The organism is Kribbella sp. CA-247076 (assembly GCF_050942445.1).
Taxonomy (GTDB): domain Bacteria; phylum Actinomycetota; class Actinomycetes; order Propionibacteriales; family Kribbellaceae; genus Kribbella.
Window position 1 is genome coordinate 3,171,041 of the sequence record NZ_CP192051.1, and the last position, 17,122, is coordinate 3,188,162.

11 protein-coding genes and 1 tRNA gene are annotated in these 17,122 nt (G+C 69.3%); 10 read left to right on the plus strand and 2 right to left on the minus strand.

What is annotated here, in order from left to right; translation table 11 throughout:
- The first annotated feature begins 58 nt into the window (after window positions 1-58).
- From gltB to pyk, 4 genes are all read left to right on the plus strand, one after another.
- On the plus strand, window positions 59-4,597 hold the full coding sequence (gltB, locus tag ACQPYZ_RS15040) for a glutamate synthase large subunit (protein WP_433168554.1): 4,539 nt from the start codon (window positions 59-61) through the stop codon (window positions 4,595-4,597).
- Window positions 4,597-6,063, plus strand: a complete 1,467-nt coding sequence (locus ACQPYZ_RS15045; RefSeq protein WP_433168556.1) for a glutamate synthase subunit beta — start codon at window positions 4,597-4,599, stop codon at window positions 6,061-6,063. Before gltB ends, ACQPYZ_RS15045 begins: the two co-directional genes overlap by 1 nt.
- 115 nt (window positions 6,064-6,178) lie before the next feature.
- Window positions 6,179-7,729 (plus strand): metallophosphoesterase family protein, encoded by a 1,551-nt coding sequence (locus ACQPYZ_RS15050; RefSeq protein ID WP_433168558.1) that lies wholly within the window; start codon window positions 6,179-6,181, stop codon window positions 7,727-7,729.
- A gap of 99 nt (window positions 7,730-7,828) precedes the next feature.
- Entirely contained in the window at window positions 7,829-9,283 is a 1,455-nt protein-coding gene (gene pyk, locus ACQPYZ_RS15055) for a pyruvate kinase (RefSeq protein WP_433168560.1), read from the plus strand.
- A gap of 53 nt (window positions 9,284-9,336) precedes the next feature.
- Here the strand turns inward: pyk and ACQPYZ_RS15060 are convergent, their stop codons facing one another.
- Both ACQPYZ_RS15060 and ACQPYZ_RS15065 read right to left on the minus strand, forming a co-directional pair.
- Window positions 9,337-10,047: a transcriptional regulator gene (locus ACQPYZ_RS15060; protein WP_433168562.1), complete on the minus strand. Its 711-nt coding sequence runs from the start codon at window positions 10,045-10,047 to the stop codon at window positions 9,337-9,339.
- 71 nt (window positions 10,048-10,118) lie between these two features.
- Window positions 10,119-10,193: transfer RNA gene (locus tag ACQPYZ_RS15065), tRNA-Leu, on the minus strand.
- 162 nt (window positions 10,194-10,355) lie between these two features.
- On the opposite strand from ACQPYZ_RS15065, the gene ACQPYZ_RS15070 reads away from it, so the two are divergent.
- The 6 genes from ACQPYZ_RS15070 to ACQPYZ_RS15095 all read left to right on the plus strand — a co-directional run bounded on the left by ACQPYZ_RS15070 (window position 10,356) and on the right by ACQPYZ_RS15095 (window position 17,071).
- Window positions 10,356-10,889 carry a response regulator gene (locus ACQPYZ_RS15070; RefSeq protein WP_233712257.1) on the plus strand — a complete coding sequence of 178 codons (534 nt, stop codon included), beginning with the start codon at window positions 10,356-10,358 and terminating at the stop codon, window positions 10,887-10,889.
- Window positions 10,890-11,082: 193 nt separating this feature from the next.
- A complete protein-coding gene (locus ACQPYZ_RS15075; RefSeq protein ID WP_433168564.1) occupies window positions 11,083-12,312 on the plus strand; it encodes a branched-chain amino acid ABC transporter substrate-binding protein in 1,230 nt (409 codons plus the stop codon).
- 85 nt (window positions 12,313-12,397) lie between these two features.
- Window positions 12,398-13,714, plus strand: a complete 1,317-nt coding sequence (locus ACQPYZ_RS15080) for a branched-chain amino acid ABC transporter permease (protein ID WP_433168566.1) — start codon at window positions 12,398-12,400, stop codon at window positions 13,712-13,714.
- The gene (locus ACQPYZ_RS15085) at window positions 13,711-15,426 is read left to right on the plus strand and encodes a branched-chain amino acid ABC transporter permease (RefSeq protein ID WP_433168568.1); all 1,716 of its coding nucleotides are present in this window, start codon (window positions 13,711-13,713) and stop codon (window positions 15,424-15,426) included. The genes ACQPYZ_RS15080 and ACQPYZ_RS15085 overlap by 4 nt, the downstream gene beginning before the upstream one ends.
- Entirely contained in the window at window positions 15,423-16,358 is a 936-nt protein-coding gene (locus ACQPYZ_RS15090) for an ABC transporter ATP-binding protein (protein WP_433168570.1), read from the plus strand. The genes ACQPYZ_RS15085 and ACQPYZ_RS15090 overlap by 4 nt, the downstream gene beginning before the upstream one ends.
- Window positions 16,355-17,071: an ABC transporter ATP-binding protein gene (locus tag ACQPYZ_RS15095; RefSeq protein WP_433168572.1), complete on the plus strand. Its 717-nt coding sequence runs from the start codon at window positions 16,355-16,357 to the stop codon at window positions 17,069-17,071. The genes ACQPYZ_RS15090 and ACQPYZ_RS15095 overlap by 4 nt, the downstream gene beginning before the upstream one ends.
- Window positions 17,072-17,122: the final 51 nt, after the last annotated feature.

Genomic DNA, 17,122 nt, shown 5'->3' on the forward strand with positions numbered 1-17,122 from the left:
CTTGGGCCAGTGTTGTCCCGCGGCCAGTTGTTGACCGTAGGACGACGGGAGCTCCTGAATGTTTGGTCGCCCGCCCCTGAAAAGCTGGCACAGGCCGAGCGAGGGTCTGTACGACGGACAGCACGAGCACGACGCGTGTGGTGTCGCCTTCGTCGCGACCCTGACCGGTGAACCCAGCCACGACATCGTGGCGAAGGCTCTGACCGCCCTGCGCAACCTCGAGCACCGCGGCGCGTCCGGCGCCGAGCCGGACTCGGGTGACGGTGCCGGCATCCTGATCCAGGTCCCGGACGCGTACTACCGCAAGGTGTGCGCGTTCGAGCTGCCGGTGCAGCGCAGCTACGCCACCGGCATCGCCTTCCTGCCGGCCGACGCGGACGACGCCGCCAAGGCGGTGGCCCGGATCGAGGAGCTCGCCGCCGAGGAGAACCTGACCGTCCTGGGCTGGCGCGACGTCCCGACCACGCCGGACCTGCTCGGCGCCACCGCCCGCTCGGTGATGCCGACCTTCAAGCAGCTGTTCGTGGCCGCCAAGGCCGGCCGGGTGCTCGGCCTGGCGCTGGAGCGGATGGCCTTCCGGCTGCGCAAGCGGGCCGAGAAGGAGACCGAGACCTACTTCCCGTCGCTGTCCGGCCGGACCATCACCTACAAGGGAATGCTGACCACCGACCAGCTGGACAAGTTCTTCCCCGAGCTGACCGACCCCGACCTCGCCTCCGCGATCGGCGTCGTGCACTCGCGGTTCTCCACCAACACCTTCCCGTCCTGGCCGCTGGCCCACCCGTACCGGTACATCGCGCACAACGGCGAGATCAACACCGTCCAGGGCAACCGCAACTGGATGCGGGCCCGGGAGGCGCTGCTCGCCAGTGACCTGATCCCCGGCGACCTGGAGCAGCTCTACCCGATCTGTACGCCGGGCGCGTCCGACTCGGCGTCGTTCGACGAGGTCCTGGAGCTGCTGCACCTGGGCGGCCGCTCGCTGCCGCACGCGATGCTGATGATGATCCCGGAGGCGTGGGAGAACGCCACCACGATGGATCCCCGGCGGCGCGCGTTCTACGAGTTCCACTCGACCCTGATGGAGCCGTGGGACGGCCCGGCGTCGGTGGTCTTCTCCGACGGCACCAAGGTCGGCGCGGTCCTGGACCGCAACGGTCTCCGTCCGTCCCGCTACTGGGTCACCGAGGACGGCCTGGTCGTGCTCGCCTCCGAGGCCGGCGTACTCGACCTCGACCCGGCGACCGTGACCGAGAAGGGCCGGCTCGAGCCCGGCAAGATCTTCCTGGTCGACGTCGACGCGCACCGGATCGTCACCGACGCCGAGGTGAAGAACGCGCTCGCCGCCGAGCATCCGTACGACGAGTGGCTGCACGCCGGCCTGATCCGGTTCGAGGACCTGCACGAGCGTGAGCACGTGGTCCACAGCCACGCCTCGGTCACCCGCCGCCAGCAGGTGTTCGGGTACACCGAGGAGGAGCTGCGGGTCATCCTGACCCCGATGGCGAAGACCGGGGCCGAGCCGATCGGCTCGATGGGCACCGACACGCCGATCGCCGTCCTCAGCGACCGGCCGCGGCTGCTGTTCGACTACTTCGCCCAGCTGTTCGCGCAGGTCACCAACCCGCCGCTGGACGCGATCCGCGAGGAGCTGGTGACCTCGCTGTCGTCGTCCCTCGGCCCGGAGGCGAACCTGCTCAGCCCGACCCCGGCGTCCTGCCGGCAGGTCGTGCTGCCGTTCCCGGTGATCACCAACGACGAGCTCGCCAAGCTGCGGCACATCAACCTGGACGGCGACATGCCGGGCCTGGCGACCACGGTGCTGCGCGGCGTGTACGACGTCGAGGGCGGCGGTCAGGCCCTGGAGGCCCGGCTCGCGGAGATCTGCGCCGAGGCGTCCGCCGCGATCGAGGACGGCGCCCGCATCCTGGTGCTGTCCGACCGGCACTCGAACGCTGAGAACGCGCCGATCCCGTCGCTGCTGCTGACGTCCGCCGTTCACCACCACCTGGTGCGGGAGAAGACCCGCACCCAGGTCGGCCTGGTGGTCGAGGCCGGTGACGTCCGCGAGGTCCACCACGTCGCGCTCCTGATGGGGTACGGCGCGGCCGCGGTCAACCCGTACCTCGCGCTCGAGTCGGTCGAGGACCTCTGCCGCCAGGGCACGTACCTGCCCGGCGTCGAGCCCGAGCAGGCCGTCCGCAATGTGGTGAAGTCGCTCGGCAAGGGCGTGCTCAAGGTGATGTCGAAGATGGGCGTGTCGACGGTCGCGTCGTACACCGGGGCCCAGATCTTCGAGGCCACCGGGCTGGCGCCGGAGCTCGTCGACACCTACTTCACCGGTACGTCGTCCAAGCTCGGCGGCGTCGGCCTGGACACGATCGCCGAGGAGGTCCGCCGCCGGCACCTGCGCGCGTACCCGGCCGACGGCATCCTGGCGGCGCACCGCAAGCTGGAGATCGGCGGCGAGTACCAGTGGCGCCGTGAGGGCGAGCCGCACCTGTTCGACCCGGAGACGGTGTTCCGGCTGCAGCACAGCACCCGGACCGGCCGCTACGACATCTTCAAGCAGTACACGTCCCGCGTGGACGAGCAGTCCGAGCGGCTGATGACGCTGCGCGGCCTGTTCGGCTTCGCCTCCGACCGCGAGCCGATCCCGGTCGAGGAGGTCGAGCCGGTCAGCGAGATCGTCAGGCGGTTCAGCACCGGCGCGATGAGCTACGGCTCGATCAGCGCCGAGGCGCACACCACGCTGGCGATCGCGATGAACCAGCTCGGCGGCAAGTCGAACACCGGCGAGGGCGGCGAGGACTCCGACCGCCTGCACGACCCGGTACGCCGGAGCTCGATCAAGCAGGTGGCCTCGGGCCGGTTCGGCGTGACCGCGGAGTACCTGACGAACTCCGACGACATCCAGATCAAGATGGCGCAGGGCGCGAAGCCCGGCGAGGGCGGCCAGCTCCCCGGCAACAAGGTGTACCCGTGGGTGGCGAGCACCCGGCACTCGACGCCGGGGGTCGGCCTGATCTCGCCGCCGCCGCACCACGACATCTACTCGATCGAGGATCTCGCCCAGCTGATCCACGACCTGAAGAACGCCAACCCGTCCGCCCGCATCCACGTGAAGCTGGTGTCCGAGGTCGGTGTCGGGACGATCGCCGCCGGTGTCAGCAAGGCGCACGCGGACGTCGTCCTCATCTCCGGGCACGACGGCGGCACCGGCGCGGCGCCGCTGACGTCGCTGAAGCACGCGGGTGGTCCGTGGGAGCTCGGCCTGGCCGAGACCCAGCAGACGCTGTTGCTGAACGGGCTGCGGGACCGCATCGTCGTGCAGACCGACGGTCAGCTGAAGACCGGCCGGGACGTGATCGTCGCGGCGCTGCTCGGCGCCGAGGAGTACGGTTTCGCGACCGCGCCGCTGGTTGTGTCGGGCTGCATCATGATGCGCGTCTGCCACCTGGACACCTGCCCGGTCGGCGTCGCCACCCAGAACCCGGTGCTCCGCGACCGGTACTCCGGCAAGCCCGAGTTCGTGGTGAACTTCTTCGAGTTCATCGCCGAGGAGGTCCGCGAGTACCTGGCGCAGCTGGGCTTCCGCTCGCTGGACGAGGCGATCGGGCACGCCGAGGTGCTGGACATCCGGCGCGCGGTCGACCACTGGAAGGCCGACGGTCTCGACCTGTCTCCGGTCCTGCACGTGCCGGCGCTGCCGGAGGGCGCGGCCCGGCACCAGACCGTGCTCCAGGACCACGGCCTCGACAAGGCGCTCGACAACGAGCTGATCCGGATCTGCGAGCCGGCCCTGGAGACCGGCGAGCCGGTCCGGGCGCAGCTGCCGATCCGCAACGTCAACCGGACCGTGGGCACGATGCTCGGGCACGAGATCACCAAGCGGTACCGGGCGGCCGGCCTGGCCGACGGCACCATCGACCTGACCTTCACCGGCTCGGCCGGCAACTCGTTCGCCGCCTTCGTCCCGCGCGGCGTCACGCTGCGCCTCGAGGGCGACGCCAACGACTACGTCGGCAAGGGGCTGTCCGGTGGCCGGGTGGTGATCCGGCCCGACCGCCGGGCCCGGTTCGACGCGGCCGACCAGATCATCGCCGGCAACGTGATCGCGTACGGCGCGACGTCGGGCGAGCTGTTCATCAGCGGCGGCGCCGGGCAACGGTTCTGCGTCCGGAACTCCGGGGCCACCGCGGTCGTCGAGTCGGTCGGCGACCACGCCTGCGAGTACATGACCGGTGGGCGCGTCGTCGTACTCGGCGCCGTCGGCCGGAACTTCGCGGCGGGCATGTCGGGCGGCGTGGCCCACGTGCTCGACCTGGACCACGCCCTGGTGAACCCGGAGCTGGTCGATCTGCACCCGGTCACCACGGACGAGTCCGAACTGCTGCACGACCTGGTCCGCAGGCACTTCGAGGAGACCGGTTCGGAACGGGCGGCCAAGCTGCTCGCCGACTGGCCCGCCGCGGCCGCCAGGTTCACCACGGTGATGGCCCGCGACTACGCCCGGGTGCTGGCGGCCAAGGCGGCCGCCGAGCGCGACGGGCTGGACGAGGACGCCACCACGCGAGCGATGATGGAGGCCATCTGATGGCTGACCCGAAGGGATTCCTGACCACGCAGCGCGAGGTCGCCGAGCGGCGGCCGGTCGACGAGCGGGTCAAGGACTGGAACGAGGTCTACCCCGGCGGGCCCGGCAAGGCGCTGCTGCCGATCATCACCAAGCAGGCCGGCCGCTGCATGGACTGCGGCATCCCGTTCTGCCACAGCGGCTGCCCGCTGGGCAACCTGATCCCGGAGTGGAACGACCTGGTCTGGCGGGACGACTGGTCCGGTGCGATCGAGCGGCTGCACGCGACCAACAACTTCCCGGAGTTCACCGGCCGGCTCTGCCCGGCCCCGTGCGAGCCGGCCTGCGTGCTCGGCATCAACCAGGAGCCGGTGACGATCAAGAACGTCGAGGTCGCGATCATCGACAAGGCCTGGGACGCCGGTGACGTCAAGCCGCAGCCGCCGGAGTGGCTGACCGGCAGGACGATCGCGGTCGTCGGCTCCGGCCCGGCCGGGCTCGCCGTCGCCCAGCAGCTCACCCGCGCCGGCCACACCGTCGCGGTCTACGAGCGGGCCGACGCGCCCGGTGGACTGCTGCGGTACGGCATCCCCGAGTTCAAGATGGAGAAGGTCCAGGTCGACCGCCGGATCCAGCAGATGAAGGAGGAGGGCACGGTCTTCCGCTCCGGCGTCAACGTCGGCGTGGACGTCACCGGGACCCAGCTCAAGCAGCGGTACGACGCCGTCGTCATCGCCACCGGCGCGACCGCGGCCCGCGACCTGCCGGTGCCGGGCCGCGAGTACGGCGGCATCCACCAGGCGATGGAGTACCTGCCGCAGGCCAACCGGGTCGCCCTGGGCGAGCCGGTCGCCGACCAGATCGTTGCTACCGGCAAGGATGTGGTGATCATCGGCGGCGGCGACACCGGCGCCGACTGCCTGGGTACGGCGCACCGGCAGGGGGCCCGCTCGGTCACCCAGTTGGAGATCATGCCCCGTCCGGGCGACGACCGGCCGGCCGGGCAGCCGTGGCCGACGTACCCGATGATCTACCGGGTGGCCTCGGCGCACGAGGAGGGCGGCGAGCGGGTGTACTCGGTCTCGACCGTCAACTTCGAGGCGGATGCCGACGGCAACGTGTCCGGGCTGAACCTGGTCGAGGTCGAGTTCAAGGACGGCAAGTTCGTCCCGGTCGAGGGCACCGAGCGGACCATCCCGGCGCAGCTCGTGCTGCTGGCGATGGGCTTCCTCGGCCCGGAGCGCGAGGGCTTCCTCGAGCAGCTCGGGGTCGAGCTGGACGAGCGCGGCAACGTGAAGCGCGACCAGCAGTACCGGACCTCGGTGGACGGCGTGTTCGCCTGCGGTGACGCCGGCCGCGGTCAGTCCCTGATCGTCTGGGCGATCGCCGAGGGCCGCTCCTGCGCCAACGGGGTGGACACGCACCTGACCGGGTCGTCGACGTTGCCGACCCCGATCCCGCCGACCGCCCGCCCGCTGGCGGTCTGATCCGGGCGCCTGATCCGCGCCGCTGTCATGATCCGGGCCGTAGGCAACGAAACGGTGCCTACGGCCCGCGGCAGGTCAAGATGCGACGGCTTGCCCGGACCAATACGGTTGACCCATGGCTAGCCGCCTCGTGACCAGAGCCCGGCTCCGAGCGATCGCGCCGTGGGCCGCGCTCAGCCTGCTCTGGCTGGTGACGTCGGTGTCGGTCGGGATGTTCGGGTTCGCGAACGACTCCGAGCGGGTCACCATCGGTGCGCACGCGGCCACCGTCTCGCCGACGTTCGACGGCCACGCCACGGTCGACCTGGGCGCCGTACTGCCGCGACTGCGGATCCCGGCGAGCGCGCCGCTCGGCATCGGCGTCAACATCGACGTCCAGGAGACCGACGCCGGCAACCTGACCGAGTTGCTCAACCGCGACGCCCTGATCGCCTCCCAGCCGGACGGTGAGATCGCCCGGATCCAGCAGGTGATCGAGGAGATGGCGGTCGACAACGCCGTCGCCGGCGCCGGGAGCGGACTGCTGGTCGCGGTCGTGGTGGCAACGGTCTGGACCGCTCTGGGTCCACGGCGGCGGCGTGAGCTGTGGGACCTGGTGCACAAGCACGAACGCCGGGTCGAGCACCGGGCGATCGTCGTCCTGGTCGCGATGCTGATCACGATCGCGTCGATCTTCGGCCCCGGTCAGATGCGGCAGGCCGAAGTACCGCCGACCGAGTGGCGGCCGCTGCACGAGTTGCTGCCCGAGTTGTCGTTCGACGAGCGGCTCAAGAGCGTCGAGGTCGCGTCCGGGTTCTCCACCACCGGCGGTGTCGGCGTCATCCGTACGGCGGTCGAGACGTACGAGCGCTCCACCGACTTCTACGGCCGGCTGCAGGAGCGGGTCGGCCAGGTCGGCGGCCGCATCCGCCAGGCCGGCGAGGAGGAGACCGTCGCGCTAATGGTCTCGGACCGGCACGACAACATCGGCATCGACCGGTTCGCCTCGGAGGTGGCCAGGGTGGCCCGCGCCAAGGTGCTGATCGACGCCGGTGACGACACCTCGGCCGGGCAGTCGTGGGAGGTGTTCAGCATCAACTCGCTGCGCCAGCACTTCAAGGACCTGAAGGTGGTCGCGGTGGCCGGCAACCACGACGCCGGCGGGCACATCGAGGCCGCGATGCGCAAGAACGGGTTCACCGTGCTCGACAGCAAGCCGGTCGAGGTCGAGGGGATCCGGTTCCTCGGGGACAGCGACCCGACCCGGACCGGTCTCGGCAGCGCCGACTCGCCCGGCGACGAGACGATCGCCGAGCAGTCCGAGCGGCTCGCGGAGATCGCCTGCAACCAGCCCGAGGACGAGCGGATCTCGACGTTCGTCGTCCACGACCCGTCGTCGTTCGCCGACACGGCCGCCCGGGGGTGCGCGACCTTGCTGCTGTCCGGTCACCTGCACCGTCAGGTCGGGCCCGAGCACAAGGTGGTCGACGGTCTCCCGGTGACGACGTACACGAACGGGACGACCGGGGGAGCGGCGTACGCGTTCGCCCTCGGGTACACGCTGCGCCGGCCGGGCCAGGTCACCCTGATCACCTACTCCGAAGGCCGGCCGATCGGGCTGCAGACCGTCACCGCGGAGCTCAGCGGCGAGGTCACCGTCGGGGCCTACACCCCCTTGCCTTCTTGACGATTCAGCCTTCGCGGCGAAGTGTCACGACCTGTTAACCGACCGGTAACGGGGGCGGACCAGCGGGCCCAGTGGTTTGTAGGAGTAGGGTTTTGTGACGTGCGTCGCGCAAAGATCGTTTGTACGCTCGGCCCGGCTACGGCCGCCCCCGAGCGCATCCTGGAACTCGTCCAAGCAGGTATGGACGTCGCAAGGCTCAACCTGAGCCATGGTGCCCATGCCGAGCATGAGCGCATCTATCAGCGGATCCGCACCGCAGCGGCCGAGACCGGCCAGAACGTCGGCATCCTGGTCGACCTGCAGGGCCCGAAGATCCGGCTGGCCGAGTTCGCCGAGGGCAAGGTCACGCTGACCTATGGCGAACGCTTCACCATCACCACCCGAGAGGTCCCCGGGGACGCGACCATCTGCGGTACGACGTACGACGGTCTGCCCGGTGACGTGAAGCCCGGCGACCAGCTGCTCATCGACGACGGCCGGATCGCGCTGGTCGCCGAGGAGGTGACCGAGACCGACGTGGTCTGCCGGGTCACCGTCGGCGGGCCGGTGTCGAACCACAAGGGGATCAACCTGCCCGGGGTCGCGGTCAGCGTGCCGGCGCTGTCGGAGAAGGACGCCGAGGACCTGCGCTGGGCGCTGCACCTGCCGGCCGACATGATCGCGCTGTCGTTCGTCCGGGACGCCGCCGACGTCCAGCTGGTGCACAAGATCATGGACGAGGAGGGCCTGCGGGTCCCGGTGATCGCCAAGATCGAGAAGCCGCAGGCGGTCGCCAACCTGGACGAGATCGTCGAGGCATTCGACGGGTTCATGGTGGCCCGCGGCGACCTCGGCGTGGAGCTCCCGCTCGAGGAGGTCCCGGTGGTGCAGAAGCTGATCATCGACCAGGCCCGGCTGAACGCGAAGCCGGTCATCGTCGCCACCCAGATGCTGGAGTCGATGATCTCCGCGCCGCGGCCGACCCGGGCCGAGGCGTCCGACGTCGCGAACGCCGTACTGGACGGCGCCGACGCGGTGATGCTGTCCGGCGAGACCAGTGTCGGCCGGTTCCCGATCGAGACCGTGAAGACGATGGCGCGGATCGTCTCGTCCACCGAGCAGCACGGCCTGAGCCGGCTCAAGGAGATCGAGTGGGAGCCGCGCACCAAGGGCGGCGTGATCGCCCGGGCGGCCGCGGACGTGGCCGAGCGGCTGGACGCGAAGTTCCTGGTCGCGTTCACCCAGAGCGGCGACACCGCGCTCCGGCTGGCCCGCTACCGCACCGAGATCCCGGTGCTCGCCTTCACGCCGGTGCCGTCGGTGAGCGCCTGGCTGAGCGTCGTCTGGGGCATCGAGACGCACATCGTCCCCACCGTCGACCACACCGACGAGATGGTCCGCCAGGTCGACCAGCGCCTGCTGGAGCTCGGCAAACTCGACAAGGGCGACCTCGTCGTCATCGTCGCCGGCTCCCCACCCAGCATCCCCGGCTCCACCAACGCCCTCCGCGTCCACCGCATGGGCGACGCCATCCAAGGCATAGCCCCCGCCTACCGAAACCCCGAACCCAACTAACCGGCTCAACCCCGAGGCGGACGGCCAACCGTCCGCCTCGAGTGCGTTCCGGGCTAGGACTTCGGTCCGACGAAGTCGTCGAGCTTGGCCACTCCGTCCCGCCGCGCAACGGACAGCGCGTTCGGCCGAGGCATCCGCCACGGGATTCCCAGCAGCCCGAGCGCCCACTGACACAACCGCATGATGTCCGCGGATTCATTGGAGAACAGGTAGCGCGGATAGACGTATCTCTTGACCTCGCCGCCGACCACGCGAGTGGTCCAGTTCGCGACGCGACAGCCATCGGAGTTGAACAAGCCGCGCACGAAGAGCCCAGGGTGCTGGAGGACGATCTCGCGCTGCCACTCGGCCAATTCGATCGACCGTCGGTGCTTGGGTCCTGGCCCGTGCTGCGGGAACAGACACGGCCAGTGCTTCCAGTAGGACAGGACCGCCGTATAGCCCACAGCCTGAACCCGATGCACTGGACGGCTCGGATGTACGTCGGCGATCGCGGCCGCCGCCTCGTCGATCAGCCGCGGGTACGCGTCGTCGCACGCGATCCGCAGCGCGTACACGTCTCTCTTGTGCTTCGACAGACACCCGTCGCCGAGGTAGAGCCCCAGCAGGTGCGAGTACGCCGAAGCCTCCAGAGGCTCGTCGGTGCAGCGCGGACACCGGCCCGCGGGAGACTCGCGTGCCCCACGATCCCGCCACTCCCGAAGCGCCGCCCGACTGATCCCCAGCCGCCTGCTGACCGAGCTCAAACTCTCGCCAGACCCCATGGCCGCAAGAGCGAGCCCCCGCGTCTCCCCGTCGTACACAACAAGAGAGTCGCACCCACCACCGACATCCGTGCCCTGGGTGGGACTCGAACCCACACTGTGCGGGTTTTGAGTCCGCTCTCTCTGCCGAATTGGAGTACCAGGGCCCTGCAGGACCTAGATCCTAGCCCATCGCCCCCGTCCCTCCGCCAATCGGATTGCTGCGTGTGCCGTGCTCACCTCGGGCCTTCGACCGCGGTCCGGATCGATAAGGTGTCGGTGTGACTGGGAAGCGTGTGGTGATCGCTGAGGACGAGGCTTTGATCCGGATGGATCTGGCCGAGATGCTGGCTGAGGAGGGGTACGACGTCGTCGGGCAGGCGGGGGATGGTGAGGAGGCGATCCGGCTGGCGACCGAGCACCGTCCGGACCTGGTGATCCTCGACGTGAAGATGCCGAAGCTGGACGGGCTGAGCGCGGCCGAGAAGATCGCCGGTGAGCGGATCGCGCCGGTGCTGATGCTGACCGCGTTCTCGCAGCGCGAGCTGGTCGAGCGGGCGCGCGACGCCGGCGCGATGGCGTACCTGGTGAAACCGTTCTCCAAGGCCGATCTGCTGCCCGCGATCGAGATCGCGGCGTCCCGGTACGTCGAGCTCGCCGAGCTGGAGCGGGAGGTCGCCGACCTGGCCGAGCGGCTGGAGACCCGCAAGCTGGTGGATCGGGCGAAGTCGATCCTGCAGACGAAGTTCGGGTTGTCCGAGCCGGACTCGTTCCGGTGGATCCAGAAAACCGCCATGGACAAAAGAGTTTCCATGCGACAGGTCGCGGAGTTGGTCGTTGACGAGGCGGGCGGTAGCGACTGAGTCACTCTCCGCGTGCGGCGCTGAGCGTGCGTACAGCAATCACAACCTCCCACGCTGCTTACCGCTGTAACGACCTCACAACACACGCTCGGTGACATCGCATCCGGAGCCACCAGAGGTCTAACCTGCGGATGCTCGCGGCATTCGCGGGGGTCCGGGGATCTGCTCGGACTATCCAGACAAGGGAGGAACAGTGCAACAGCGTTCCGTAGTACGGGTCGGCGCGTCGCTGATCGTTGCGTCGTTGGCCCTGACTGCCTGCGGTTCACGCAGTGGCGACGACGGTGGCGGGGGCTCCGGTGGAGAGACGAAGACCGCCAAGATCGGCGTGATCGCGCCTTTGTCGGGAGACCTGTCGGCGCTGGGTCTGGGTATCCAGCACTCGGTCGAGCTGGCCGTCAAGCAGGCGAACGACTCCAACGCGATCCCGGGCTGGAAGCTCGAGGTGGACGCCAAGGACGACGAGGCGAAGCCGGACACCGGGAAGAACGCGGCCACCGCGCTGGCCAGCGACGCCGACGTGATCGGTGTCGTCGGCACGCTGAACACCAGCGTCAGCCAGCAGGTGCAGCCGGTGCTCGCGCCGAAGAACATCGTGCAGGTCTCGCCGGCCAACACCGGCCCGGGCCTGACCCAGGGCGCGAACTGGCAGACCGAGCCGAAGCGGCCGTACCCGACCTACTTCCGGACCTGCACCACCGACGCGATCCAGGGCCCGTTCGCCGCTCGCTACCTGTACGAGACGGCGAAGATCACCAAGGTCGCGACGATCCACGACAAGAAGGCGTACGGCCAGGGTCTGGTCGGCACCTTCACCGAGGAGTTCAAGAAGCTGGGTGGTCAGGTCGTCGCGGCCCAGACCATCAACCCGGACGACTCGAACTACCAGGCCGTCATCTCGGCGGTCAAGCCGTCCGCGCCGCAGGCCGTCTACTACGGCGGTGAGTACCCGCAGGCCGGGCCGCTGTCGCAGCAGATGAAGGCCGCCGGCCTGGCCGTGCCGCTGATGGGTGGCGACGGTATCTACGACCCGAAGTTCATCACCCTGGCCGGTAAGACCAGCGACAACGACCTGGCCACCTCGGTCGGCGCCCCGGTGGACGCCCTCGACTCGGCGAAGAAGTTCGTCGAGGACTACAACGCGGCCGGGTTCAAGGACCCGTACGCGGCGTACGGCGGCTACTCCTACGACGCCGCGAACGCGATCATCAACGCGCTCAAGGAGTCCCTGAAGGACGCGTCGGACGTCGAGTCCGCGCGCCAGAAGACGGTCGAGGCGCTGGGTAAGGTCTCGTTCGACGGCGTGACCGGCAAGGTCGCCTTCGACGAGTACGGCGACACCACCTCCAAGGTGCTCACCGTCTACAAGGTGGCCGGCGGCAAGTGGAGCACCGTCGAGACCAAGGACTTCGAGTCCAAGTAATCGAGTCGACCTCATGCGTCGGGGGTGGGAGCGGATCCTCCCACCCCCGTGGCATGTTCGGATCTGAGGCAGTTGGGAGGTCGACGTGGACCAGTTCCTCCAGCAGCTCGTGAACGGGCTGACCCTGGGATCGCTGTACGCCCTGATCGCAGTCGGGTACACCGTCGTCTATGGCATCGTGCAGCTCATCAACTTCGCCCACGGCGAAGTGTTCATGATCGGTGCGTTCGGCGCACTGACGACATACTTGTTGTTCTTCGACGGTCAGACCGGCGTGTGGATCCTGCCGATCATGATCGTCGGCGCCATCATCGCGTCGGTCGGCACCGCGGTGGCGATGGAACGTGTCGCGTACCGTCCCCTGCGGAACGCGCCACGACTCGCACCGCTGATCACCGCGATCGGCATCTCGGTGTTCCTGCAGGAGTTCGTCCGGCTGTTCTACGAGCGCCCGGGCTGGACGGTCGTGGTGTTCGCGTTCCTGGCCGTCGTCCTCGGGTACGTCGTCGGCGCGCGGTTCTCGGACGCCGAGCTGAACCACCCGGTGACCAAGTGGTACGACCGCGCCCCGCTGATCGGCGGCGCCGTCGGCGCGGTGGCGCTGTGGACCGTCGTCCGGCTGGTCGAGCGTGAGCTGTCCGTCCTGGTGACCCCGGGCGTCGTCATCGTCGGTGCCCTGGTCGGCGCCGGGATCGGCTGGCTGCTGTCCCTCGCCGTACGGACCAAGGCGCGCACCGAGGTCAAGCCGGTGCACGTCCTCTGGGCCGCGGCCGTCGCGGTGGCCGCCGCGGAGGTCGGCTGGGTCGTCTTCCGGACCATCATCAGCAGCATCGAGTGGCCGAGCGCCAAGCAGCGCATCCCGTTCCCGCAGATCGACGTGGTCACCGGCACCGCGCTGGACGTCGGCGGCGTGACCATCCAGCGGTCGGCGATCTTCACGGTCGCGGCGCTGCTCGTGTGCGCGGTGCTGCTCTGGTTCTTCATCAACCGGACCCGGCTGGGCCGCGGTATGCAGGCCGTCTCGCAGGACCCCGACACCGCCCGCCTGATGGGCATCAACGTCGACCGGATCATCGTGGTCGCGTTCGCGCTGGGCGCCGTACTGGCCGCCGTCGCGGGGGTCTCCCAGGGTCTGCAGAACAACAACATCGAGTTCCGGATGGGCTTCCTGGCGGGCCTGAAGGCGTTCACCGCCGCCGTGCTCGGTGGCATCGGCAACGTGTACGGCGCCGTCGTCGGCGGGCTCGTCCTCGGGGTCGTCGAGGCGATGGCCACGCAGTACATCCCCGGCCAGTTCGGCGGTAGCACCTGGAAGGACGCCTGGGCGTTCGTCATCCTGATTCTGGTACTGGTCTTCAGGCCGCAGGGCCTGCTCGGCGCAAGGGTGGTGGACCGGGCATGAGCGAGGTCAAGACAACGACTCCGGCCCAGCCGGAGACCGCGGCGCAGCCGCCCGCCAGGCCGATCGCCTGGCCGCTGGGGCTCGCCGGCGTGGCGCTGGTGATCGTCGGTTCGTTCCTGTCCTGGAGCTACGACGGCACGATCCTGAACGACCTGTCGATCAACCTCTACCCGGGTGGTCTGCAGATCCTGGCGATCATCATGGCCGTGCTCGCGCTGGTCCTGCTGCTGGCCGAGCGGGGCCCGCTGAGCCGGCTCGGCGTCTGGCTCGACGCGGCCCTCGGCCTGCGCATGCTGGGCAGCGGCCTGGCGCTGTACATGGTGCTGATCGTGGTGGCCATCTCGGTCGAGTCCGACGGCCTGATCAACGTGAACCCCGGCGCCTACATCTCGCTGGCCGGTGCCATTCTGCTCACGGTCAGTGCCTGGATGCTGCCGCTGCGGCAGCTACGGGACATGAGCCGGGCGAAAACGCCGGGCTGGGTCGAGATCGTTGCCATCGCCGCCTTGATGGCGTCGGTGCTGTTCGTCGCGGCGTACGCGCTCGGCCTGGAGGACGCCTGGTCGTTCATCCTGTGCCTGGTGTTCATCGGCGTGGTGGCGGCCGGCCTGTTCCGCTCCGGCGCGATGACCTGGGTCGGGCACGCCGCCCAGCGCAACCGCAAGGTGCTCACGCTGTCGGCGTTCGTGGTGGCGTTCCTGTTCCCGTTCACCCAGGGCGGGTCGGACGCGAACATGTCGATCGCGACCCAGGTGCTGGTGTTCGCGGCGACCGCGATCGGCCTGAACATCGTGGTCGGCCTGGCCGGCCTGCTGGACCTCGGGTACATCGCGTTCCTCGGGTCCGGTGCGTACGTGGCGGCGATCCTGTCGCAGTCGGCGTTCGCGACCATCGACTGGCACCCGCCGTTCCTGGTGGTGACGCTGATCGGTGCGTGCGTGGCCGCCACCTTGGGCCTGATCATCGGTTCGCCGACGCTGCGGGTCTCGGGTGACTACCTGGCCATCGTGACGCTGGGCTTCGGTGAGATCTTCCGGTTCGCGATGTTCAACCTGGACGGCAACAACGGGCCGAACCTGACCAACGGTCCGAACGGCGTGCCCGGCATCCCCGACCTGGTGGTGCTCGGCTTCAACTTCGGTGACGAGCACACCGTCGCCGGCATCGAGCTGGGCCGCTACTCGAACTACTACTTCCTGCTGCTGCTCCTGATCGGCCTGATCATCCTGGTCTTCGCCCGGCTGAACGACAGCCGGATCGGGCGCGGCTGGGTGGCGATCCGGGAGGACGAGAAGGCGGCCGAGGCGATGGGCGTGAACACGTTCGGGCTGAAGCTGCTCGCGTTCGCGGTCGGTGCGTTCCTGGCCGGTCTGGCCGGCACCATCAAGGCGCACCAGGACGGTGCGGTCAGCCCGGACCAGTACATCTTCCTCGAGTCGGCGTTCCTGCTCGCGGCCGTCGTCCTGGGCGGTATGGGCACCATCGCCGGCGTGTTGCTGGGAGCAACGATCCTGAAGCTGCTGCCGGAGAAGCTGCGGTTCTTCTCGGAGTACCGGCTGATGCTGTTCGGTCTGCTGCTGGTGCTGATGATGCGGTTCCGGCCGGAAGGCCTGGTCGCGAGCCGGCGCCGTCAGCTGGAGTTCCACGAGGAGGACGAGGCCCTGGCCGTCGCGGTCGAGGAAGAACGCCTGGTCGTCGAGGAGGCGAAATGACCGTCACCGAAACACCGTCGACGACCGCTCACCCGGGCGGCGGCCGGCCGGTGCTGGAAGCCTCCGGCGTGACCATGCGGTTCGGTGGTCTGCTGGCGGTCAACGACGTCAACCTGACCGTGCGGGAGGGCGAGATCGTCGGTCTCATCGGCCCGAACGGCGCCGGCAAGACGACGTTCTTCAACTGCCTCACCGGGCTCTACAAGCCGACCGGTGGCGTCGTCCGGTTCGCCGGTACGCCGCGCAGGCCGGAGTCGGCCCGGCGCCAGGTGACCGAGGCGGACGACGCGGTGGCGGTGCAGCCGCTGGACGCGCTGACGCCGTTGCCGCCGAAGCCGCGGGCCGTGGTCCGGGCCGGGATGGCGCGGACGTTCCAGAACATCCGGTTGTTCGCCAACATGACCGCGCTCGAGAACGTGATGGTCGGCCGCTACTGCCGGACCAGCTCGGGCGCGCTCACCTCGGTCCTGCGCGGGCCGAAGTTCCGTCGCGAGGAGGCGGCCACCCGGCTCCGGGCGCAGGAGTTGCTGGACTTCGTCGGTCTGGGCAGGTCCACCGAGCACTTGGCCCGGAACATGCCGTACGGCGACCAGCGCCGGCTCGAGATCGCGCGGGCGCTGGCCACCGACCCGAAGCTCATCCTGCTGGACGAGCCGACGGCCGGTATGAACCCGCTGGAGACCAAGCAGGCCAGTGACCTGATCTTCAAGATCCGGGACTCCGGCCTGTCGGTCGTGGTGATCGAGCACGACATGCGGTTCATCTTCAACCTCTGCGACCGGGTGCTCTGCCTGGTCCGCGGCGAGGCCCTGATCGAGGGCACGCCGGCCGAGGTCCAGTCCGACCCGCGGGTGATCGAGGCCTACATCGGCACCGGCGAGGACGACGAGGACGAGCGTCCGCAGGACACCGTTGGAGAGGAGACCCCGTGACCGCGATGCTCGAGGTCCGTGACCTGGAAGTTGCCTACGGCAAGATCGTCGCGGTGAAGAAGATCAGCTTCAGCGTGGAGCAGGGGCAGGTGGTGTCGCTGATCGGCACCAACGGCGCCGGCAAGACCACCACGCTGCGGACGATCTCCGGCCTGCTCCGGCCGACCGCCGGCGAGATCCTGTTCCAGGGCGAGCCGATCCACCACACCGCGGCGCACGACATCGTCGCCAGCGGGCTGGCGCACTCGCCGGAAGGGCGGCGGATCTTCCCGAAGCTCTCGGTCGAGGAGAACCTGATGCTCGGCGCGTTCGCCCGCCGGGACCAGGGCGGCATCCGCACCGACCTGAACGCGGCGTACGAGCTCTTCCCGATCCTGGGGGAGCGGCGCAAGCAGCCGGCCGGGACGTTCTCCGGCGGTGAGCAGCAGATGCTGGCGATGGGCCGGGCGATGATGAGCCGGCCGAAGCTGCTGATGCTGGACGAGCCGTCGATGGGGCTGTCGCCGATCATGATGAAGCGGATCATGTCGACGGTCACCGAGCTGCAGCGGCAGGGCACGACCATCCTGCTGGTGGAGCAGAACGCGCAGGCCGCGCTGAAGCGGGCCGACTACGGCTACGTGCTCGAAGTCGGCAAGATCGTGCTGTCCGGCACCGGTCGCGACCTGCTGGTCAACGAGGACGTCCGCAAGGCCTACCTCGGCGAGGACTGACCACGAAGTAGTTGCCGAGAGCCCCCGGTCCGCACAGGGCCGGGGCTCTCG

Bases quoted from the DNA above. Each gene is read 5' to 3' on its own strand.
- gltB (WP_433168554.1), top strand. From the start codon at position 59: ATGTTTGGTCGCCCGCCCCTGAAAAGCTGGCACAGGCCGAGCGAGGGT.
- ACQPYZ_RS15045 (WP_433168556.1), top strand. From the start codon at position 4,597: ATGGCTGACCCGAAGGGATTCCTGACCACGCAGCGCGAGGTCGCCGAG.
- ACQPYZ_RS15050 (WP_433168558.1), top strand. From the start codon at position 6,179: ATGGCTAGCCGCCTCGTGACCAGAGCCCGGCTCCGAGCGATCGCGCCG.
- ACQPYZ_RS15060 (WP_433168562.1), bottom strand. From the start codon at position 10,047: ATGGGGTCTGGCGAGAGTTTGAGCTCGGTCAGCAGGCGGCTGGGGATC.
- ACQPYZ_RS15070 (WP_233712257.1), top strand. From the start codon at position 10,356: ATGGATCTGGCCGAGATGCTGGCTGAGGAGGGGTACGACGTCGTCGGG.
- ACQPYZ_RS15085 (WP_433168568.1), top strand. From the start codon at position 13,711: ATGAGCGAGGTCAAGACAACGACTCCGGCCCAGCCGGAGACCGCGGCG.
- ACQPYZ_RS15090 (WP_433168570.1), top strand. From the start codon at position 15,423: ATGACCGTCACCGAAACACCGTCGACGACCGCTCACCCGGGCGGCGGC.